At 51.6% G+C, this 21304-nt stretch carries 21 protein-coding genes; 12 read left to right on the top strand and 9 right to left on the bottom strand.

The genetic code is table 11. From position 1 onward, the window contains the following. Nucleotides 1-108: 108 nt before the first annotated feature. The 8 genes from hydG to ABFD83_05330 form a co-directional block, all read right to left on the bottom strand. Entirely contained in the window at nt 109-1527 is a 1419-nt protein-coding gene (hydG, locus tag ABFD83_05365; GenBank protein MEN6356498.1) for a [FeFe] hydrogenase H-cluster radical SAM maturase HydG, read from the bottom strand. A 6-nt stretch (nt 1528-1533) separates the two neighbouring features. Beyond that, nucleotides 1534-1785 (bottom strand): TM1266 family iron-only hydrogenase system putative regulator, encoded by a 252-nt coding sequence (locus ABFD83_05360; GenBank protein MEN6356497.1) that lies wholly within the window; start codon nt 1783-1785, stop codon nt 1534-1536. Between the two features lie 291 nt (nt 1786-2076). Next, entirely contained in the window at nt 2077-2499 is a 423-nt protein-coding gene (locus ABFD83_05355) for an NUDIX domain-containing protein (protein MEN6356496.1), read from the bottom strand. Beyond that, nucleotides 2496-3566: a glycosyltransferase family 4 protein gene (locus tag ABFD83_05350; GenBank protein ID MEN6356495.1), complete on the bottom strand. Its 1071-nt coding sequence runs from the start codon at nt 3564-3566 to the stop codon at nt 2496-2498. Before ABFD83_05350 ends, ABFD83_05355 begins: the two co-directional genes overlap by 4 nt. Further along, the gene (locus ABFD83_05345) at nt 3559-4296 is read right to left on the bottom strand and encodes a polysaccharide deacetylase family protein (GenBank protein MEN6356494.1); all 738 of its coding nucleotides are present in this window, start codon (nt 4294-4296) and stop codon (nt 3559-3561) included. Before ABFD83_05345 ends, ABFD83_05350 begins: the two co-directional genes overlap by 8 nt. A 65-nt stretch (nt 4297-4361) precedes the next feature. Next, nucleotides 4362-5393, bottom strand: a complete 1032-nt coding sequence (locus ABFD83_05340; GenBank protein MEN6356493.1) for a trypsin-like peptidase domain-containing protein — start codon at nt 5391-5393, stop codon at nt 4362-4364. Nucleotides 5394-5525: 132 nt separating this feature from the next. Then, nucleotides 5526-5948, bottom strand: coding sequence for a hypothetical protein (locus ABFD83_05335; protein MEN6356492.1), 423 nt, complete (start codon nt 5946-5948; stop codon nt 5526-5528). 69 nt (nt 5949-6017) lie between these two features. Further along, the gene (locus tag ABFD83_05330) at nt 6018-7115 is read right to left on the bottom strand and encodes a hypothetical protein (protein ID MEN6356491.1); all 1098 of its coding nucleotides are present in this window, start codon (nt 7113-7115) and stop codon (nt 6018-6020) included. Between the two features lie 76 nt (nt 7116-7191). Here ABFD83_05330 and ABFD83_05325 point away from each other — a divergent pair, with 76 nt between their 5' ends. From ABFD83_05325 to ABFD83_05275, 11 genes are all read left to right on the top strand, one after another. Continuing rightward, on the top strand, nt 7192-7767 hold the full coding sequence (locus tag ABFD83_05325) for a response regulator (GenBank protein ID MEN6356490.1): 576 nt from the start codon (nt 7192-7194) through the stop codon (nt 7765-7767). A gap of 19 nt (nt 7768-7786) precedes the next feature. After that, a complete protein-coding gene (locus tag ABFD83_05320) occupies nt 7787-8263 on the top strand; it encodes an HIT family protein (protein MEN6356489.1) in 477 nt (158 codons plus the stop codon). 55 nt (nt 8264-8318) lie between these two features. Continuing rightward, nucleotides 8319-10052 carry a GAF domain-containing protein gene (locus ABFD83_05315; GenBank protein MEN6356488.1) on the top strand — a complete coding sequence of 578 codons (1734 nt, stop codon included), beginning with the start codon at nt 8319-8321 and terminating at the stop codon, nt 10050-10052. Nucleotides 10053-10174: 122 nt separating this feature from the next. Further along, on the top strand, nt 10175-11854 hold the full coding sequence (locus ABFD83_05310) for a fused MFS/spermidine synthase (protein MEN6356487.1): 1680 nt from the start codon (nt 10175-10177) through the stop codon (nt 11852-11854). Between the two features lie 12 nt (nt 11855-11866). Further along, entirely contained in the window at nt 11867-13279 is a 1413-nt protein-coding gene (locus tag ABFD83_05305) for a sialate O-acetylesterase (GenBank protein ID MEN6356486.1), read from the top strand. 289 nt (nt 13280-13568) lie between these two features. Then, nucleotides 13569-14738 carry an acyl-CoA dehydrogenase family protein gene (locus ABFD83_05300; protein ID MEN6356485.1) on the top strand — a complete coding sequence of 390 codons (1170 nt, stop codon included), beginning with the start codon at nt 13569-13571 and terminating at the stop codon, nt 14736-14738. Nucleotides 14739-14889: 151 nt separating this feature from the next. Next, nucleotides 14890-15471 (top strand): transposase, encoded by a 582-nt coding sequence (locus ABFD83_05295; protein ID MEN6356484.1) that lies wholly within the window; start codon nt 14890-14892, stop codon nt 15469-15471. 257 nt (nt 15472-15728) lie between these two features. Beyond that, complete coding sequence (locus ABFD83_05290) at nt 15729-15935, top strand: type II toxin-antitoxin system HicB family antitoxin (GenBank protein ID MEN6356483.1); 207 nt, start codon at nt 15729-15731, stop codon at nt 15933-15935. Nucleotides 15936-15989: 54 nt separating this feature from the next. Further along, the gene (locus ABFD83_05285) at nt 15990-16766 is read left to right on the top strand and encodes an MBL fold metallo-hydrolase (protein ID MEN6356482.1); all 777 of its coding nucleotides are present in this window, start codon (nt 15990-15992) and stop codon (nt 16764-16766) included. A 606-nt stretch (nt 16767-17372) separates the two neighbouring features. Then, nucleotides 17373-18266, top strand: coding sequence for an RNA polymerase sigma factor RpoD/SigA (locus ABFD83_05280; GenBank protein ID MEN6356481.1), 894 nt, complete (start codon nt 17373-17375; stop codon nt 18264-18266). Between the two features lie 18 nt (nt 18267-18284). Beyond that, entirely contained in the window at nt 18285-18533 is a 249-nt protein-coding gene (locus tag ABFD83_05275) for a helix-turn-helix transcriptional regulator (protein MEN6356480.1), read from the top strand. Nucleotides 18534-18633: 100 nt separating this feature from the next. Here ABFD83_05275 and ABFD83_05270 read toward each other — a convergent pair whose 3' ends face one another. After that, nucleotides 18634-19149, bottom strand: a complete 516-nt coding sequence (locus ABFD83_05270) for a DNA polymerase ligase N-terminal domain-containing protein (GenBank protein MEN6356479.1) — start codon at nt 19147-19149, stop codon at nt 18634-18636. 338 nt (nt 19150-19487) lie between these two features. Between ABFD83_05270 and ABFD83_05265 the strand changes: the two genes are divergently transcribed. Next, on the top strand, nt 19488-21257 hold the full coding sequence (locus ABFD83_05265) for a cytochrome c biogenesis protein CcdA (protein ID MEN6356478.1): 1770 nt from the start codon (nt 19488-19490) through the stop codon (nt 21255-21257). Nucleotides 21258-21304: the final 47 nt, after the last annotated feature.

The raw sequence follows: 21304 nt of genomic DNA, 5'->3' as shown, positions 1-21304 counted from the left end.
TGGGTCAGGATTTACGAACCCTGACCCATTATACTTCGCGGGCGAATGCCCCGAAGGTTATCTGCAAGACCTCCGGGTCGACATTTTGAAATTCTGACCCGCCGGTCTCTAGAACCTGAAGTCCCTCTCGCCTGCTCGAATCTTTTCGAGATACTCACTGGCCTTTGCGCGCACCTTCGGGTTCGGTATTGCGGCCATTTCCCTGTCGATTACCTTCTTGCCCAGCTCACGGAGTTCATCATCACCGTAGTCGTCAAGATATTCCTGCAGGGTAAGGATTGCGTTAGGCTGGCACATATTCTGTATCTCGCCGGTTTTGGCGAGCTTCATAAACCTGTCGCCTGTGCGTCCCAGTCTATAGCAGGCCGTGCAGTAGCTCGGGATATATCCGTCTCGGATCAGGTCTTTGAGCATTTCATTGGGTGAGCGATGATCTTCCAGTTTGAACTGTGGTATCTCATCCTCGAATCCCAGCTTTGCCGCATGCGCGTACCCGCCGACTCCTGTCTGTGACCCGGCGCTGACCTGCGAGATTCCCACCGCTATGACCTCATCGCGATAGCCCTTCGGTTCACGTGTAGATAGTATCATGCCGGTATACGGCGTAGCCAGTCTCAATATGGCGATAATCTTCTTGAAATCCGCATCGCTTACAAGATATGGAAAGTCTTCCGCGTTTACACCTTCGGCTTTGCGCATTCGGCAAGCGGAGTATGTATGCGGCCCCACTCCAAACCTTGCTTCCAAGTGCTCAGCGTGCATCAACTGCCCGACTACTTCGTATTTCCAATCATACAGTCCGTAAAGCAATCCCAGGCCCACATCGTTAATTTCACCGAGCATCGCGCGGTCGTGCGCCTCAGTGTGATATTCGTAGTTACGTTTTGGCCCCTCATGAACCTTGAGGTAGGTTGGTTTGTGATAGGTTTCCTGGAATAGAACATACGTCCCGATGCCGGCATCTTTAAGTTTCTTGTAGTTCTCGACGGTTGTCGCGGCAATATTTACATTTATACGGCGGATTGAGCCGTTGTCGAACTTGAGGGAATAGATTGTCTTAATGCAGTCCAGCACGTAATCTATTGGGCAGTTGACGGGATCTTCACCGGCCTCCAGAGCAAGGCGCTTGTGGCCCATACTCTCCAGCAGTTTTACTTCCCTGGCAAGCTCTTCCTGGTTGAGTTTATGGCGTGCAAACGCGTGATCATGGTTGTAACCGCAGTAAGCGCAGCGGTTGACGCAGTAGTCCGAGACATACAGCGGCGCAAACATTACGATCCGGCGGCCGTATATGTGTTCCTTGACTTTTCGGGCCAGAGCAAAGACTTCTTCCATAATCTCCGGCGATTCAATATTCAGCAGCACTGCGGCTTCGCGATGGGTCAGTCCCTTGAAGTCTGCCGCTTTTGCCAGGATTTCTCTGACCCGCACAATATCGTCAGCCTGTTCTCGTCCCTGCGCGAGAGTCTCCTCTATCTCTTCATGACATATAAACTCATTGGAATCATTGGATTTCGGGTCATACATGTTAAACTACCTCGTTTCCTTCGCCAGAGCGGTCTTTACCGATACGTTGTGCACACGGCCAAGCCTGCCCGTGAGTGCGCTTATCTCGTCACCTGTTCCATCCACTATTACGGACACCACCGACACTCCGCGTTCCTTATACGGCACACCCATGCGGCCTACTATAATGCCTGAGAACTCATGGAGCACTGCATTTATCTCTTCGGCTGCCGTTAAGTCCTCGACTATAATTCCCACTACGCCCAGACGCTTTTCCATATGCACCACCTAAACAAAAAGCCCTCTCGCATATCTGCAAGGGGGCGTCTTAAGACGTTTCGATATTAAACGCTTAACGCGCCCTCCCGCTCGGATCAATCGGCCTTGCGGTCGGGTTATTTTTCCAAACCGGCGGTGGAACAAGTCCCATCACCCGTCACTTGATTCTATATCTATATGCCACACACTGTCAAGAGCTAAACATTGAGTCAAAAGTCAGGTAATCCTTATTCTTCGCGGGCGAATGCCCCGAAGTAGGTTTCCCCTCAAGACGACTTATCCTAGGCATGTTCATGAGCACAGGGGTGAGCCATTTTTAGTTGCGGCAAGTGTTTTTGCAAGTTGCTTGAACTGATCGCAGATATCCGCTTTTTCAAGCTCATGGGGATAAACCCAGAGGAAATCGTCATGCTCACTGCTGAGTGTGAGTTTTCCCGATTCTATCTGTCCTTCGAGCAGCAGGTAGACAATATGGTTGGATGGTGACTCTGACTGAGTTGAGCCGGCAAGCCTGTCTATGGCGACCTTCAGCCCCGTCTCTTCTGCAACCTCACGCATCAGAGCCTGATCGAACGCTTCGCCCGGGTCGACCTTTCCGCCGGGGAAGTCCCATTTACCCGGGTTATTCTTTGAGTCCATAGACCTCTTCAGCAGCAGGCACCGGCCATGTTCGTCCTTTAATATCATCTTGACCGACAGCGCGAAAGGCTTCATTTTACACAGCCTTCAAGTATCGACGATACGGCCTTAATCTGTTTTTTGAGATCGAAGCAGCTATCCACCCGTATCCTGCCTGATCTGCCCATGCTTTCGGCAGCAGACCTATCTGAGATCAATTGTTCCATCGCATCGGCTATCTGTTGAGGATTGTTTGCAGGTACCAGAAAACCTGTCTCACCCGGCACTATGATCTCGGGCAGCCCTCCGACATCCGCAGCTATGACGGGCCTGGACAGAGCCATAGCCTCGACTGCAGCCAGACCGAAACCCTCCTTAAGGGATGGGGCTATAATCGCATCACACGCGGACATGAGTCCTCGCACATCTGCATTAAACCCTTTGAACTCAATACTGCCTGCAATCCCCAGAGCCTGGGCGGATCTGACTAATTCGTCGCGGGTCTTGCCGTCTCCAACGATCATCAGTCGAGCGCTCTGGCAGGTTTTAGACAGGATAAACATGGCCTCGATTGCACTCCGCTGGCCCTTTTCTTCCGAGAGCCTGCCGAACACACCAAAGACAGGCGTGTTTTCATCATAGCCCTGTGCGCGTTTTGCTTCTGAGATTGGAATCGGAGTAAATCGAGTCAGATCGACACCATTGTGGACTACGTGAATATTGCCGGCATCCAGCCCCTGTGCGCAGAGGTGTTTTTTTACAGCCTCAGACACCGCAATTACTGCTGTGGAGTATTTGAAGCATGTTGCTGTGTTCAAGCCATGCACGTGCGCGACTGACGGCACACCGGCGAGCTTTGCAGCAAAGGCTCCGAGCAGGCTTGCCGTCGAAAGATGTGTGTGGATCACATCTATACCGTGTGAGCGAATCAGGGATGCAAGTCGAATTACCGTTATCGGGTCGAGCTTGCCGTGTGTCTTCCAGTTGATGCTTGATATCCCGCGGTCGGCTGCATATTTGACAAATGGCCTGCCTGAGGGGATAAACAGCTCAACATCGATATCGAGTCTGGAAAACTCTTCACACAAGTCGGCGACATACACTTCCGCGCCGCCGATCCGTGATGGGGTTATCGCCTCCAGCACACGCATAGGCTCAGTCAAGCACTCCGCATGCCCGTTTAGCCCTGCCGATCTTTCTCATCAGCATCGGGCCAAAGGCGTTCCAGCGCACGTTTACCCTGGGTATCTCGAATGCGCTTGACTTCCAGACAATCCCCAGCTTCGTGGTGACGGCATTGGAGTAACCTGCCTCTATTGCACTTGCTATAACGCGGTCATCGCAGTCGCCATACGGGTAGGAGAACGATTTTACTGGTTTGCCGATCAAATCTTCGAGCCGGTTTTTAGATTCGACTAGTTCGTGTTTAAGCTCGCTGTCGTTAAGTTCGGTCAGGTGAGGATGAGTAAGAGTATGGGAGCCTATCTCAAATCCAGCGTTCGAGAGTTCTTTTATCTGCTCGGCGCTCATCATAGGCTCACTCTGGTCACCTGCTTTGCGGTCCCATTCATTAAGGCCGCCTATGGAGTCGACCACCACATATATCGTCGCCTTGATCTGGTGTTCGACAAGAGCGGGGTAGGCGTGCTCATATACGCTCAGGTAGCCGTCATCGAATGTGATCGCGAACCTGTCGATGTCCGATAAATCGTTTGATATGACAGATTCAAGGTTTGCCGCCGCCCATCCTTTCGATGAAAGATAGTCCAACTGCGATCTGAAAAGATTAGGCGCTACATACTGGCCCGCCACCAGTGAAGAGAGCTTAGGCAGTCCCATGCGATGATATAGCAGCACAACCGATGTTGTCGTGCGCGAAATACTAGAAAGCAATGTCCATTCTCCATAATGACTGATTCTATGATAGTATACTCCAGCATACTGAGCCCTGTCGAATGCTATCTGACCGACATGGGCATTTCGCGAATAACGACTACGAAATGCCTCGGTTTGCTGTCTCTGATAGCGGTGACGTCCAGCTTATCTCCAATTTCTTTTTGGCGGATAATTTTCTGTAGCGCGCCTCCGTCAGCTACTTTTTTATTGTCCACCTCAATGATTATATCTCCTCTGCGGATTCCGGCAAGCGCCGCAGGGCCGCCTTTTTCAACTTGGGCAACAATTACCCCTTCCTTTACAGGCAGGTCGAACTCTTCAGCCACTTCTGCACTGAGTTCCGCGAAAGAAATGCCGATCCACCCGACAACGATCCGTCCCTGCTTTTTGACTTCATCCAGCACGCTGCGAGCCGTATTGATTGGGATCGCGAAACCGAGAGTCCCGGCCTTTCCGCTGACAACGACTGTGTTTATGCCTATGACTTTACCTGCGCTGTCGACAAGCGGTCCGCCGCTGTTGCCCGGGTAGATGCGCGCATCTGTCTGGATGAGGTTGGTTAGGGAAAGTCCGCCGCCGGGGATTGTCCTGCTCAGGGCGCTCACTACACCGACGGTAACCGTGCGCTCGAAACCGTATGGGTTTCCGATAGCTATGGCGACCTGGCCGACCTGAAGCAAGTCCGAATCTCCCAGCGGCGCCACAGGGAGGTTTGTGACGGGGACTTTTATGATCGCAAGGTCTATGCCCGGGTCTCCACCCAGGCTTTTTGCTTCCACCTGCCTGCCGTCTGCCAGTGTTACGGTAAGCTTCTTCGCGCCGCTGATAACATGGTTGTTGGTAAGGATTTCGCCTTCTTTGGAGATAATGACTCCCGAACCCAGGCCGCTTTCGTCGCCGCTTGCATCAAGCTGCATGACGGCTACTACTGTCGGGCCGATGTTTTTTACAATATCTATGATCCGGCTCTCTTCAGGCAGCAGGAATGTGACCGGACCCCTGCCTGAGTCTGCCTGGGTTTGTGCAAAGCAGATTGTAGTGGATAATATGATCAGCGCTATTAAGCCGAATGCGGCTGGTTTTGGCCTTTGCATATGCGTTCCCTCCTGAAAGTGTCATATTAGGTATGATCACTTTCGGGGGTTGGGGAAACATTATGATGGTGCATTCAGTGTAAAGTGGCCGTGCTGATACCATCCGGCCCATCATATGATTTCCTAGCTGTTTCAACGTGGAACTTTTATGCCTGCTGATCTTAGACCTGAGACAAACTCGGGGCTGAAAGAATCAACTTCGCGATCCAAGCTGAAATAAAAAGGCCCTCGCTTTTTACCTGTTTTGAGACTTAGCGTGATTGTGTCTACTCGATTCTTCATTAGTGAATCTGGCAGAGTTGCAGCCTTGAGCCCATTTAGTAATGCAGCAATTGTTGCACGACTGCGAATCTCTTTCGGGAAAAATGGTGTCTTCAGCTCAATGTATGAGATGTCTTTTGCCTTTAGTCCTGATACTGCATTTTGAACTGCTACATTAGGTTTTGATTTTTGCCATGCATACCACACAGACAATTCATTCCATTTGGAAGCGCCAATGGCAACAATTACACCTATGCAGATGATCAGAACAGCAGCAATCCTAGTTTGCTTCACGTTTGCCCTCCTAATGAATGTCGAAAAACGTTGTGTAGTAGGACAAGTTACTTGCACCACCATAGTTCCTCAGATTGGTGTTATATGTAATGGTTGTTGCCCACTCATGGCGAGAGAGCGCCATGACGGCTGATCGTATGTAAAACCAGGCAGTTCGGTCCGTGATGGGGCGTAAGATGTCATCAGACACGCAACCGCTGTCTTCGGCTTGTGCTTCTTCACCGGCTGAGGCTTAAAAAGTGACCACACAATCGGCAGCGACGCAAGCAGCAGCAGGCCCACCACGGCGGTCGATATCTTCTCCTCGCGCGAGAGCTTGAATGCGCGCCAGTTAGCTGTCACCACCGCCACAGCCAGCACCATAAGCGCGGGCAGAGCGTGCAGAAGCCCGAACAACACTGCGAGCATCCCGAGTGTCATCGCTCCAAACACGAACCAGTAGTTGCGCGACGGCCGCATCGCGAACCTGTGCACCACCGCAAACACTATGGCCATGAATATAAAGTCGCCGGGTCCGATCATTGTGGCCGGCATAAATGTGCCGGTTCCTGCGTGAGGTATGGGTGTGCTAACGGCTCCGACCACCTCGGGCGCATTTTTCATTACCTGCGATACCGGTCCTCTGGTCACGGTCCAGAAATCGATATAAGCGGCAAACATTACCACAGGCAGGAGCAGGTTCTTGTCTTTTATCCGCAGCGAGACCATATATCCCAAGCTGATTGCGGCGAACATGATACAGATGAAGTAGATCATCGAAAGAGGCGTCACGTAGTTGCCGACCACAAAGAGCTTTTCGCGGAGTGTCAGTGCGCGATGCACTATCTTGACGGCTCCTGATTGCCGCACAATCAGGTTTATCAGCCCATAAGCGCATCCCAGGCTCAGTGCAAATGCCGCTAAAGAGTGTATGAAGCCCATTTTGAGCTTTGCGCTCTGGTAGATGATGCCGATCTGTATGGCCATGAACATGGCAGTCGGCAGCGCGATTATCAGCATACCGATTATTCTAATGCCTGCAGCGCCAATCCCCGAGGCGTGAGAAGCCGCTTTTACAAGGTGATTGATGATCGCAGGCAAAAATGTCGCTTTTGGGACCAGCAGCCACAGCGCAAGATATGCGATTAATGTGATCGCCAGGCTGAAAACAGGTGATTTCTTGAACACTTATCGCTCCTTGGACTTTGACAACGATTATACCACACTGTAGAATCATAGTAGGATAAATGTGGAGAGGACTGATATGAGCCAGATTAGGGTTGTGATAGCCGACGACGAATCCATTATCAGGATGGACCTGAAAACGCTTCTCGAGGAGATGGGGCATGTTGTTGTAGGGGAGGCCGCCGACGGTCAGAAAGCCCTCGAACTCACCCGGTCTCTGAAACCGGATGTCGTGATAATGGACATCAAGATGCCCGTAATGGACGGCCTCGATGCCGCAAAGATTGTTGCCGATGAAAAGATCGCGCCGGTGGTGCTGCTTACTGCCTACAGCCAGAAGGATTTGATAGAGCGCGCGAAAGAGGCTGGGGTATATGCATACCTGGTTAAGCCTTTCCAGGAATCGGATGTACTGCCCGCAATCGAGATAGCGATATCGAGATACTTGGAGCAGCAGGAACTCGAGACTACTCTGGGCGATCTTGAGACCAAGCTTGAGACCCGCAAGATTGTTGACCGCGCCAAAGGTATTTTAATGGACAAGTATAAGCTCTCCGAGGCCGAAGCATTCAGGCGAATACAGCAGCAGAGCATGAACCAGCGCCGCTCGATGAAGGAGATCGCCGAAGCTCTCATCATCGCTCACGACATTTAGCGGAGCGGGACAACGGATAATGAGCAGCTGGCACAATATAAGGCAGTGGCAGAGATATGTCTCGCGTGAGGGGTGTCCGGTATGCAATCAAGAGCCGAATGATCAACCCAACGGCGAAATGCATATAGCCGACCTTACCATATCGACGCTGGGGACTGATAGCAATACATGTATGAAAGGTCACTGCTGCCTGGTTGTGAAACCGCATGCAGTCGAGTTGTATGATCTTTCAAGTGAGGATGCTGCAGCCTTTATGTCCGATATTCAGATGGCTGCCCGTGCTCTCAAAAAAGTTACCGGCGCAATAAAAATCAACTATGAAATTCATGGCAACACTATCCCTCATCTTCATATGCATTTGTGGCCGAGGCAGATAGGTGATAGATTCGAGGACGGCCCTATAGACTGGCGACTAAGAGATCCTGGAGTATATGGTGAAGGAGAGTATGAGTCATTCGTCAGGGATATGCAAGAAGCTATTATGCAATTGCGCTGAGTAAAACACGGCCATAAACTTTTGACTTTTCGACTTTCCAACTTTTAGACTAACAATGAGCCCATGGAACGAACGTAAAAAACAGGAACGGGACGCGACCGACGCCGCGCTGCGCGAGCTTCCGCCGGAGCAGGAGCTTGAGGCGCTGCGTGTGCGTGTTGCCGACCTCGAGAAGCGCATCGCCGAAAAAATGCTGGAAGCTGATGCTCTGCGTGAGGTCGGTCAGGCAATCGGCTCCATGCTCTATATCGACGACATGCTCAAAAAAGTCGCCGATATAGTCGTCAAAGTAACGGGTACCGACTTCTGCCTGATATATCTGCTATCGGAGTCCGGTCAGGAACTGGTCCTGCGCGGGGCCAGCGGCGAGGTCAAAGATGTCGTCGGCAAGATCAGGCTTAAAGTAGGCGAAGGGATCACCGGATGGGTAGCTCAACAGGGCCAGCATGTGGTCCTCAGCCGCGAGGCTTGGCGCGATGAACGCTTCAAACCGGTCCCGATCCTCGTGCAAGACAAATATCAGTCCATGCTATCAGTCCCCTTGAGGGGCAGAAACGATCTGGTCGGCGTTATAAATGTCCGCACAAACCCTCCGCACGATTACACCAAGATGCAGATCAGCCTGCTCGACAGCATAGCGCGGCAGGTCGGCGGCGCGGTCGAAAACTACAATGTCTATCACCGTATGGAGCAGCGCGCATCACAACTGAGCACTCTTTCGGAGATCAGCCGCACGATTACTTCGGACCTATATCTTGAAGAGATCCTGCAGCTTATTGTCGCTATGACAGCCGAGAGCATGAACTTCAAGATATGCTCGGTTATGCTCCTGGATGAAGACAGGAAAGAACTGGTTATCAAAGCCACCCAGAGCAAGAGCCGCGCCTATACAAAGAAGCCGAATGTAAAGCTCACCGAGAGTGTGGCAGGCCGCGCGATAGTGGAGGCCAAGCCTATCACTATACGCGATGTACGCAAGACTCCGGGCTATCAGTATCCGGACATTGCCAAGAAAGAGGGCCTTTGCTCGCTTATTGCGCTTCCTCTTTCGGTGAAAAAAGAGATAATCGGTGTGCTTAACTGTTACACTGCTACCCCTCGCGATTTCTCCGAGGAAGATATAGGGCTGCTGACCGCTCTTGCCAACCAGGCTGCCATTTCTATTCAGAACGCCAAACTGATGGTCCAGAAGGCTGTTCTTCAAGAGATGCACCACAGGGTCAAAAACAGCCTTCAGACAATCGCAAGTCTGCTCAGGCTGCAGATAAAAATAGGAAAGTTCGACTCGCCAAAAGAGGCGCTTACACAAAGTATCAACCGCATCCAGAGTATTGCAGCGGTCCATGAGATGCTTTCAAGCGAGAATCTGGACAATGTCAGCATCAAACGTCTGGCGGACACCATTCTCAGCGCTACTGCGCGGGGTCTGCTGCCTGACGCGCGCCAAATAAACATGCTGGTTGATGGTGATGATTTCCTGCTTCCCAGCGGACAAGCTACCTATGTAGCCCTTGTTCTCAACGAGCTGGTACAAAATGCCATTGAACACGGGTTCAGCAGTGGAATTGGGACGGAGCTTACAGTGCGTATTGCGCGAAACGATGAGAATATCATCCTCGATGTCGTCAATGACGGCTGCCCGCTTCCGGTCGACTTTGACATCAAGCGCAACCGCAACCTTGGCCTGCGTATAGTCGAAAGCCTCGTCCGCGACAATCTGATGGGTGATTTTACCATCGCGACCGGCATCGATGGCCGGACGCGCAGTTCTGTCGTATTCCCCAGGTAAAGCAATTGCCTTTTACGCGAGCGCATAGTATGATATTCGCAGCTAGCTGAGGCTTTGTTTTTGCTCTTTGCTCTCCACTTTCTACTCTCCACTCACAACTATCTTTTGGGAGGTTTGCAAAAATGGATGAAAGCAAGAAGTTGCCATACTTCGGTATGGAAAAGCTCATTTCTCTGTGGGTTCTGGTGTTTTTTGCCGGCTGGTTTGTTATGCAGACCGAGCTGGTCGGCGCGCGCGCGCTTGCTCCATATTTCGGCAACTCGATATATGTGTGGGGCAGTGTATTAGCTGTTTTTCTTGTCACGCTTGCTATAGGCTATGGGATTGGAGGGTTTCTCACTCGAAGGTTTCAATCACACTGGATACCTGCGATCCTGCTTATTATAGCCGGCGCGATGGTAATCCTGTCCGTTACGTATCAGGACAGCCTGTGCGCTTGGTTTGTTGCAAAGGGTTTTGATGTTCGATGGGGGTCTCTGGCGGCTACTGCGATTCTATATGCACTTCCTATGGTGCTTGCCGGTACTATCTCACCCTATGCCATTCATCTTGCAGCGGGTGCGCGTTCCGAGACCGGCAGCAAGGCAGGCACACTTTATTCGGTCTCAACAGTCGGCAGTTTCGTCGGCAGTCTGATTACCTCATTCATTTTGATTCCATCGTTCTCGCTGGGAGCGGTCGCCATCAGCGGCGGACTGATTGTAGCCGTGGCTGGAATCGTTACAGCCATTGCTCTTTCGACGGCCAATCGCGCTTCAGTGGCGCTTAGCATTATCTTTACAGGTGCGGTTATCGCGCTGTCATGGATATCGCCCGCAAAGCTCGTGCCGATTTCGCAAAAGATATACCAGAAAAGCATGGTCGGTGAGGTACTCTGCAAAGATAACTCAACTGCTAAATCCAGACTTGCCGAGGCGCAGCGTCAGGCTCTGACGAAACTGAGCAAAGTCGGCACCGCTTCGGACACAAAGCTGCTCTTTAGGACTGAGACGGCCTACCACAGGATAGAAGTTACCCAAGAAGGCCCTGTGCGAATGCTCACATTCGGCTCTCATGAGTTCAAGTACCCACAGACAGCCATCAACCTGCGCAACATTTCTACCCATATCAGTGAGTATACCGGCGTTATGCTGGCTCCGGTGCTCTATAAGCCTCATCCGAAAAGAATCCTGATGATCGGTCTTGGTGGAGCGGATATAGCCAGGTCTGTCGAAAACTGTTACCCGGATGCTAAACTGGACGTAGTAGAGATCGACCCTGCGGTCGTTAGTATCGCCCAAAAGTACTTTTTCTGGCGACCCGGCAAAAACGTGACCGTATACACCATGGACGGCCGCACATTTATCAACTTCAGGCTGCTTACAAAATCGGAGCCTTACGACTGGGCAATAGTTGACGCGTACGACAGCGACTATACACCATTCCATCTCAACACTCTTGGCTTTTATCGCCATCTCGCCGTGGTAATGACACCTGATGGCGTCGTATCCGTCAATTCTACGATTATAAGTGAGCTTTACAGTTACCAGGCCCGGACAATGAACGCCGCGTTTGGCACTGTTGACGCTTATATGTGCCATCGCAGCGGCAATGCCATATTGGTCAGCCAGATCGGCGCAAAAAAGAATATGACACTGGATAGGGCAACAAAGGCACAAAAGAGACTTAAGTTTACAAGTGACCAGGGCATCGACCCGCAGTATATCACATCCTGTTTGGTGCTCAAGCGAAACTGGGAGAGCAAGGGTGAGATACTCACCGATATGTGGGCGCCTGTAGAACGCTTGATGAGTATGCAGTAAAGGGGAATTGCAATGAAAGTGTTTGTACGTGTTTTGGCGCTGCTTTTGCTGTGCATCGCATTGACGATACCGGCGCAAGCAACCGTAAAACCAAACGCACTGTTTTCAGACGGCTCAGTGCTTCAGCGGGGCATAAGTGTGCCTGTCTGGGGGACGGCATCCAACGGCGAGAAAGTAACCGTCAAATTTCAAAACCAGGCTGTAAGCGCAAAAGCCAAAGATGGCCGGTGGATGGTTCGTTTGAAGCCTCTTACAGCCGGTGGCCCATATACCATGACAGTCTCCGGCGAGAACACAATTGAGGTCAAAAATATACTCGTCGGCGAGGTATGGATTTGCAGCGGGCAGTCAAATATGGAGTTTCAACTTAAAAAGGCTGACAATGCAGAATCGACAATAGCGAGTTCAAAAGACTCACAGCTCAGGCTCTTTAAGGTTCCCAGAAGAGCAACCGCCGATCCAATGTATGATGTTGACGCCAAGTGGAATGAGTGCGGCCCCGGAGCGGTTGATGAGTTTTCAGCCGTGGGATATTTCTTTGGATGCAGTCTGCGCAAGCAGTTGAACGTTCCAATAGGCCTGATTGAAACTTCATGGGGCGGCACTCCTGCTCAGGCCTGGACGAGTATGGAGTGTCTGCAGGCAAATCCGGTCACAAAACCGATGATTGATGAGCATTCTCCAAAAGATGGTGACGCCAAATCGTGCACTGTTCTCTACAACGGCATGCTTCTCGCTCTTCAGCCATATGCCGTCAAGGGAGTAATTTGGTATCAGGGCGAAGCAAATGCTCCTGATGCTTTCAGGTATAAGTCTCTTTTTCCCGTAATGATCGACTGCTGGCGCAAAGCATGGGCTCAGGGCGATTTTCCGTTCCTGTTTGTGCAGTTGGCTCCATTCGGCAAGCTCTACTCGGAACCGGTCGATAGCCACTGGGCGGAGCTTCGCGAGGCGCAGCGCCTGACCGCAGAAAATGTGCCTAATACCGCGATGGCAGTCATTACCGATTACGGCAATCCCGAAAATATACATCCCATATGGAAAGAGCCTGTTGGAAATCGTCTTGCAGCGGCAGCCCTTGCCAGGGTTTATAAGAAAAATGTGCCTTATCAGGGGCCTTCTTTCAAATCTATGGAGACATTCGGCGACCGAGCAGTGCTGTCGTTTGACAATGCAACCGGCGGCCTTCAAGCTAGAGGTGGCGTACTGATGGGTTGGACAATCGCGGGCGAAGACCACAAGTTTGTGAATGCTCGTGCAAGAATAGTGGGCGATAAAGTTGTTGTCAGCAGCCCTGATGTCGCGCATCCGGCTGTAGTCCGCTATGGCTGGGCTGATGCGCCTATTGTGAATCTATTCAACAAAGCCGGTTTTCCGGCCTCGCCGTTCTCGACGTCCGACCTGCCCTGGACAACAAAAAAGTAGGCTGGTTATTTTGGGACAGCAGATTAGGTAGAAATAATCGCGGAAGCGATGAATGATGGTAAGATCAAATTCACATTCAGCGCCTCCGCGATTGTATTTTTGGGGGAAGGTTTGTCTGATTAGATACTCTGAAGGAATTTCGCAGCAGCCTGCCTAATATTGTAAAATATACCGGCGCGGGTTTGTTCCCGTGCCGACATTGATGTACGGAGATGCATTACTTGCGCCCTGCAATATATGGAGGGTTTTGATCGGGCCGACCGGTCCGGTTTGAGGAGGACATTACACGATGTTAGATTATTTTCTGACCGAAGAGCAGCAATTTATGAAGGACGTTGCGAAGGAGATCGCCGTTAAAAAGATCAAGCCGGTTAGCGCTCATCATGATGAGACCGGAGAGTTTCCATGGGAGATAGTAAAGGCCATAGCCGAGGCTGATCTCTTCCGCGTCTTCATTCCCGACGAATACGGCGGTATGGCAGGCGACAGCGCCATCATGAATATGTGCGTAGTTACCGAAGAGCTCAGCAAGGTCGACGGCGGCATCTCGCTTGCCTTCGCCGCGACTGGCCTGGGCACTTTCCCGATTTTGGTGTCGGCCTCCGATGAGCAGAAGAAGAGATGGCTTACACGTATTGCCGACGGCACTATAGCGGCGTTCGGCCTTACCGAAGCCAATGCCGGCTCGGATGTCGCAGGCATGCAGACCCGAGCGGTCGAGGACGGCGACAGTTTCATCATCAATGGCACCAAGCAGTGGATCACTAACGGCGGCGAAGCCGATATTTATTCAATATTTGCAGTGACCGACCCTGACCGCGGACCAAGAGGCGTGAGTTGCTTCGTGGTCGAAAAGGGTGCCGAGGGCTTCAGCTTCGGCAAGAAGGAAGACAAGATGGGTATCCGCGCGTCGGCCACCCGTGAGCTGGTCTTCCAGGACTGCCGCGTTCCCAAGGAGAACATGATAGGCCGCCGAGGCACGGGCTTCTTCACCGCAATGAAGACCTTCGATCAGTCCCGCCCGGGTGTAGCCGCTCAGGCGTTGGGAATCGCCGCGGGCGCGTTGGAGCTTTCAGTGAACTATTCACGCGAGAGAGTCCAGTTCGGCCAGCCGATCTCAGCCAATCAGGGTCTTCGCTTTATGCTTGCCGATATGGCGATGAAGGTCGAGAGCGCCCGTGCGCTGGTTTACTCTGTCGCCCGCTGGATCGATTCGCATCCTTCAGAGAAGACCACAGCCTACTCAGCCATGGCCAAGTGTTGGGCGTCGGATATGGCGATGGAAGTCACTACCAACGCCGTGCAGGTCTTCGGCGGATACGGCTATATGAAAGAATATCCGGTCGAGAAGATGATGCGCGACGCCAAGATCACTCAGATCTACGAAGGCACCAACCAGATCCAGCGCGACGAGATAGGCCGCGGTCTGGTCGCCGAGGCAGCCAGGAAGAAAGACTGAGCCTTCGGTTCTACAATTGTGGCGTAATGCCGTAGGGGTGAAGCATTTGCCCGCCAAGCTTTTGTTGTGTCTTACATAATAGGCGCAAATGCTTCACCCGCAACACTTTTCGACAAGGCAATTGCTTTTCCCTAGACATAACGCTGGTGGAATGATGAATAATGATAATAACCTGCCTGCAAGGAAATTCATCAGACTAAAAGGCTATGACTATCGCTGGCCCGGCGCATACTTCATTACGATCTGCACCGCTGGCAAAAAGCACTATTTCGGCTCCATTAAAGATGGAAGGGTTTCTTTGTCCCAAGTCGGACTTATAGTTGAAAAGTGCTGGCTAACCCTCCCAAAGAGCTTTCATAACGTACGCCTTGATACTTATGTAATCATGCCAAACCACATCCATGGGATTATTATCCTTGTTGATGACGAGGAACACTGTAGGGGTGAAGCATTTGCCAATCAATTATCTGCAGTGCATTCAATAATCGCCGCAAATGCTTCACCCGATCCACACTTTGCAATCGGCACTTTATCTGGGTCTATTTCTGCTATTATTCAAAGCTTCAAAGCCAATACCAGCCGACGCATCAATGCAGTCAATGGAACGCGTGGCGGCACTCTATGGCAGCGCAACTATTATGAGCATATAATTCGAAGTGAACAGTCTCTTGATGAGATACGGGAGTATACCCTCGGCAATCCGTGGAACTGGTCGAGCGACAGATACTTCTGATGCTTCCAGTGATGTATGAATTATATGACATATATGTAGGGGTGAAGCATTTGCCCATCTTTTTTTGTTGTGTCTTGAATAACAGGCGCAAATGCTTCACCCACAATGTCTTCGGACGAAGCAATCGCGCTTAAGATTAATGAGTCATCTGATTTTTTACCGGCGATTGCTTCGTCCCTACAACAGCGCGGAGCAATCTGCTCCCTGTTTATAATGGGGTGGTATAATAAACGTGCGTGACCTGGAGGTAAATCAACATGAAATTTGAGATCACTCTTATGCGAGACGAAGATGGAATGGTTGTTGCCGAGTGCCCGGCTATTCCAGGCTGCATCAGTCAGGGCAGAGACGAGGATGAGGCGGAACGGAATATTCGCGATGCCATCAAAGAGTGTCTTGAGGTGCGTGTCGAGAAAGGGTTGCCTCTGACAATAGAGACCAGACATGTCGAGGTCGCAGCCTGATGCCGTTGAGCTTGATCATTGATGAATTCCTTGCAGCTACGGAGCAGTAATACTTTGTCTCTTACAGTCCATTCCCTCGCGAGCGGAAGCTCCGGCAATTCATTCCTGATTAAGGACGGCAATACTTCGATCCTGGTGGATGCCGGGATAGGCATTCGACGCCTTACGGCAGCACTTATGCAGTCTGAGGTCAATCCTGCCGATCTGTCCGCAATCTTTGTTAGCCACGAACATACAGACCACGTTTCGGGAGCTGTGCGTATGGCCAGACGCTACGATGTGCCTATAGTCGCCAATGCGCCGACCCTGGATCGTATTTCCGGGGCGGGGGATGTGCCTCACAAAGTGCTGGATACGAGCGAGGAGATGACTCTGGGCGAACTGCTCATAAGGCCGTTTAAGATCTCCCATGACGCCGTTTGCCCGGTCGGCTACTGCGTGCATTCAACCTCAGCTACGGCGGTAATTGCGACAGATACCGGTGTGCTCACACCCGAAATCCGGGAAGAGGCATTTCGCGCCGATCTGTTGATCCTCGAGTCCAACCACGATGAGGAGATGCTGCTTAAGGGTCCTTACCCCTGGTATCTCAAGCGCAGAATCGCCTCGGAACAGGGTCACATCTCCAATGACACCGCTTCCAATCTGCTTATAGATCTGGCTGAGGCTGAGAAACCGGTCTCGGTCTGGCTCGCTCATCTATCCAAAACCAATAATAGCCCTGCAATTGCTCTGACGACTGCACAATACGCCCTTTGGAGCTGTTTGGGGATAACAATGGATATCAAAGTCGCTCTTCGCGATGTGCCGAGCCTTTGTTGGAAAGAATAGTTTAAGATAACTAGAGTTGAGGTAAATAAATATCAATCACACGGCTAAATTACCGGTTTCGCTGCGGAAAGATTGGCAATTTTACGCTCATCGGCATTCTTGTTGAATATTTGAGTCTTCTTAAAACGCGGTTTTGGCATTAATCTTGCTGAATAATTCTAGTGGCCAGGGGGTAATGTCTTGAAAAAAGACAGAGGATGGCCGGGGGGTAATGTCGTAGTAAACCATGTGGCAGCAACAGTGCCATAATCCACAATTTCCGCGCGGCATCAGTCCGCCGAATAATAATCCGCAATACATTTAGACCTGATCTGTCTCATGCGGTCAATTTGCATGGTTTAATCCCGGACTCAAATCCGGGGTGAAATGTCAGTTTGCCGTTATGGTGGGCTTGATCGACACGGAAGTTCGGACAATTTTGGAATTGATGCTGGCAGGATGAACACTATTGGAAGGTTGACTTTGGTAGTCAGCCGAATGGCGGGCAGGCAGCGACATATAAGCTGGACATGATACTGAGGGTAATGTGTCGGCGATGGCAGGCCAGAGACGGAAGTCTATGTCGATGTTCCTGTTGTGAGGTAGTTGGAGGAAGGAGGCTTGTCGATGAGCGGTAACTTGCTCGAATTGACAGAGCCCGAAAAAGAAGAAGCGCTGCCCGTAGCTTCTGAAGTTGGCGATTCGATGGATATGTATTTAAGTCGGATTGGCCGTTGGCCCCTGTTGGGGGCTGATGAAGAACGTGATCTGGCTCGGGATGCCCAGGCCGGCAACGACCAAGCCAAGCGCAAGCTGATAGAGAGCAATCTCAAGTTGGTCGTGAGTGTGGCCAAGGTGTATTCGCGCTCGGGACTTCCGCTGCCCGATCTCATTCAAGAGGGCAATATAGGCCTCATCAAGGCCGTGGACTCTTTCGATCCTGAGAAGGGGTTCAGATTCAGCACCTATGCGGTTGCCTGGATTCGCCAGGCAATCACGCGCGCCATAGAACGCCAGGGCCGCGCAATCAGGGTGCCGAGTTATGTTGTACAATCAATAAGAAAGCTCCACAAAGTAGGATCCTCGTTCACGAGCCAATTCGGCAGGGAGCCTACGGTGGATGAGCTGTGCGAGCGGACGCAGCTTTCCAGGGAGAAAGTATTGCGCTTGCTCGAGGCGTCAGAGGCACTCGTTTCGCTGGACGAGGGTGTGAAAGACGACAACAATACGTCGCTTCTCGAACGGCTTAATGACGTTCAAGCGTCCAATCCTGAGGACGATGCGCTGCATAAGGAGAGTCTCGAAGTCCTGAGTCAACTTATGTCCTGGCTGAGTCCACAGGAGAAGCTGATAATCGAAAAGCGATTCGGACTGGCAGACGGGATGACCTCAACTCTGCAAGAGATAGGCGAGCAGTTGAATATCACACGGGAGCGAGTCCGCCAACTCGAGGCGCGAGCCTTGAAGAAGATGCGGACGGCTGTGACACGCAACTGGCTGGAGACCTACTTTGAGACTTGAGAGGGAGGCATGGCAGGTATGGAGAGCACGGAGCGGACTATTGCAAGCCCCGCAGAAGTGGATGAATTAGCCCGGCTTACCGAAAGAGAACGTGAGATTCTCAGGCTGATATTCGATGGAAAGTGCTCAAACGAAGTTGCCGAGACCCTTGCGGTCAGCAAGAGAACGGTAGACTTCCACCTTGCTCGGGCTTATACCAAGCTGGGTGTATCGAACCGGTTTCAGGCATTTAAAAGGGCCGTGGAACTGGGCATCATTACGACTTAGAAACCTGTAAGTTATCTGCCGACCGTGTCCCTAGCGGTCGGCTTTGTATTTATACTGGTCCAGTATGGGCTATGCGCTGGTTTACGTCTATCCACCGCTCTTACTTATCTTTTCGACCTCCACCAGGCAGAACCTGCTCCAGCTTCCAGTCATGGTCGGCGAACTCATCGGCTCCCTTAATCAGCAGCCATTGTCTTTGATCCCCTCTAAGCCTGACCAGGCTGAAAATGCCCTTAAGCTTTGTCCCCATCATTTCAAATACGAGCTTACCTTTTTCGAGACTGCCGTCCCTGACTTCATACGTCCCGCTGTCCCAGATCTCGACCTTTCCCGCCCCGTAGTTGCCTTCAGCAATCTCACCGCGAAAGCTTATATATTCCAGCGGGTGATCTTCGACCATCACCGCAAGCCGCTTCTCCGCCGGGTTCATTGACGGACCTTTGGGGACCGCCCAACTCTTGAGCGCTCCCTCCATTTCAAGCCTGAGATCATAGTGCAGATGACTTGCGTGGTGCTCATGCACTACGAACCTTCCGCCTTCTCCTTTATGCTCAGCGCCGACAGGTTCGATTGTCCTGTCAAAATCGCGTTTCTTTTGATAATTTTCCAGTGTCATATACCACCCTCTGATTTAGTAATTAGTATATTGTATTGATTATTGTTCTTGTGTGCATTGATATGTTGCCTGGCTCCCGAGAGGGTTGGGGTGAGGGCGCAGCCTGCCTCTCAAGATATCTTGGATGGGTAAGGATCTCCGAATCCTTAACCTAAAGCCAGCGCCGGATCTCCGAATCCGGCAATCACCGTCTACGTAGTCGGAACCCAAATAGTCAAAATTTGCGTAATGCTGAGTGTAATATAAAAGCCGAACGCAGATTTATTTCCACATTCGGACATATTAGTTTGCTCAATTACGTGACGTAGAGTATATAATTTGGTAAAATCATAAGTGATATGCGCACATACAAGTTCATCGCTATCTCAATTATCGCAATCTTGACCTTAACCGGGGCGGCATTCGCCCAGTTCGGCAAGTCCGAGCCGATCGTGACGAGTAAGATCGTGCTGTCAAAGGACAAACTCCAACCCGGCGGCACGTTCGAACTCGCGGTCGTGGCGACGGTCAAGAAGGGATTCCACATCGGGTCCCACGACAAAGCCGCGCTCTATCCGGCCAAGCTGAAGATCACCGCGCCCAAAGGCGTTACGTTAGCCGAGCCGACATGGCCCAAAGCCGAGCGCAAAGCTTTTCCGATCGCACCCAAAGAGAAAGTTTCGGTATACGAAGGCAAGTTCGTGATAAAAATTAAGGGCAAGGTCGCTAAGAGCGTAAAGCCCGGAACCATCACGATTATATCAAAACTCGAGACTCAAGCTTGCGGCGGCAATCAGTGTTATCCTCCTCAGGCCAGCGAGGCAAAAGCTAAAGTAAAAATTGCCAAGTCTGGTGAGAAGGCAAAGTCTATCAACAAGAACGTCTTCGGGTCCGCGGTGGTCAAGCCCACCGCGGGCTCCGGCGATGAGGCAGGCAAAATGGCGGGCAAATTGGCGTCCGCAGGCATCCCGCTTCGCCTTGCCATGCTCTTCGGTCTCGGGCTGCTGCTTGCATTTACTCCGTGCGTATATCCAATGATCCCGATTACGGTGGGCTACTTCGGCAGCCAGGTCGGATCGAGTAATTCCAGAGTGATGAAACTTGCCGGGACATACGTCCTGGGTCTGGCGCTTACATATTCGGCCCTCGGAGCGGTTGCCGCAACCACCGGCGGCGTGTTCGGCTCCGCCATGCAAAGCCCTGCTGTGATCGTGGGGATTGCTGCATTGCTCGTTCTATTGTCATTATCCATGTTCGGTGTATACGAGCTGAAGCCTCCCGCGTTTATAGCAAACAGGTCCTCAGGCAAAGACGGCGTGCTGGGCGCGCTGATGATGGGACTGGTATTCGGGATTGTCGCAGCTCCATGCGTGGGTCCGGTGGTGCTCGGCCTGCTCTTATATGTAGCCAAACTCGGCAGCCCGTTGATGGGATTTATCTTGTTCTTTGCGCTGGCGCTTGGACTGGGAACACCTCTCTTTTTTCTGGCCGCGTTTTCGGCCAAAATGCCCGTGCCGGGGATGTGGATGGTAGCCGTAAAGAAGATCGCCGGGTTCTTGATGCTGGGCGCTGCTGCATATTTCCTCAAGCCGATCATGCCCGATTCAATTGCTGGCCTACTTATGCCGCTGGTCGTATTAGTTGCCGCGATATACCTAGGTTGGTTTGAAAAATCACTCAAGACCGGCAGACATGCGGCAGCTCTGACTAAAGTCGGCTGCACAGTTGCTGTCGCGGCTGCTGTGGTTATGGCTATGCCCGGCTCTCAACCGGCAAAGAATATGGACTGGCAGCCCTACAAGCCAGGCTCAATAGAGTCAGCCGCCACATCAGGCAAGCCCTCCATGCTGGATTTCACCGCGAAGTGGTGCGGTGTCTGCAGAGAACTCGAGCACGGTCCATTCAGTGATCCAAAGGTGATAAAGACTGCCGCCAGGTTCGATAAGTTCCGCGTGGACGGCACCGACCAAAACGACCCCATCATGCTTGCTGCGGTGAAGAAGTATGAGGTAAAGGGCTTTCCTACGGTTATCTTCTTCGACAGCTCGGGCAAAGAGGTCAAGTCAGCCAGGATAGTCGGTTTCGTCTCTTCAAAAGAGATGGCGCGCCGCATCTCCGAAATACGCTGATTTGTTCCGGGGTGCATCCCAGGATTTTTTAATCTATGATGGGTAAG

Source organism: Armatimonadota bacterium (genome assembly GCA_039679645.1).
GTDB lineage: Bacteria > Armatimonadota > UBA5829 > UBA5829 > UBA5829 > UBA5829.
The sequence above is the reverse complement of the archived record's forward strand: the minus strand, read 5'-3'. Positions and strand labels throughout refer to the sequence as shown.

Coding starts and splice junctions, on each gene's coding strand:
- ABFD83_05295 (MEN6356484.1), top strand. CDS start 14,890: ATGATGAATAATGATAATAACCTGCCTGCAAGGAAATTCATCAGACTA.
- ABFD83_05360 (MEN6356497.1), bottom strand. CDS start 1,785: ATGGAAAAGCGTCTGGGCGTAGTGGGAATTATAGTCGAGGACTTAACG.
- ABFD83_05325 (MEN6356490.1), top strand. CDS start 7,192: ATGAGCCAGATTAGGGTTGTGATAGCCGACGACGAATCCATTATCAGG.
- ABFD83_05315 (MEN6356488.1), top strand. CDS start 8,319: ATGAGCCCATGGAACGAACGTAAAAAACAGGAACGGGACGCGACCGAC.
- hydG (MEN6356498.1), bottom strand. CDS start 1,527: ATGTATGACCCGAAATCCAATGATTCCAATGAGTTTATATGTCATGAA.
- ABFD83_05320 (MEN6356489.1), top strand. CDS start 7,787: ATGAGCAGCTGGCACAATATAAGGCAGTGGCAGAGATATGTCTCGCGT.
- ABFD83_05300 (MEN6356485.1), top strand. CDS start 13,569: ATGTTAGATTATTTTCTGACCGAAGAGCAGCAATTTATGAAGGACGTT.
- ABFD83_05275 (MEN6356480.1), top strand. CDS start 18,285: ATGGAGAGCACGGAGCGGACTATTGCAAGCCCCGCAGAAGTGGATGAA.
- ABFD83_05305 (MEN6356486.1), top strand. CDS start 11,867: ATGAAAGTGTTTGTACGTGTTTTGGCGCTGCTTTTGCTGTGCATCGCA.
- ABFD83_05265 (MEN6356478.1), top strand. CDS start 19,488: ATGCGCACATACAAGTTCATCGCTATCTCAATTATCGCAATCTTGACC.
- ABFD83_05270 (MEN6356479.1), bottom strand. CDS start 19,149: ATGACACTGGAAAATTATCAAAAGAAACGCGATTTTGACAGGACAATC.
- ABFD83_05310 (MEN6356487.1), top strand. CDS start 10,175: ATGGATGAAAGCAAGAAGTTGCCATACTTCGGTATGGAAAAGCTCATT.
- ABFD83_05355 (MEN6356496.1), bottom strand. CDS start 2,499: ATGAAGCCTTTCGCGCTGTCGGTCAAGATGATATTAAAGGACGAACAT.
- ABFD83_05290 (MEN6356483.1), top strand. CDS start 15,729: ATGAAATTTGAGATCACTCTTATGCGAGACGAAGATGGAATGGTTGTT.
- ABFD83_05280 (MEN6356481.1), top strand. CDS start 17,373: ATGAGCGGTAACTTGCTCGAATTGACAGAGCCCGAAAAAGAAGAAGCG.
- ABFD83_05340 (MEN6356493.1), bottom strand. CDS start 5,393: ATGCAAAGGCCAAAACCAGCCGCATTCGGCTTAATAGCGCTGATCATA.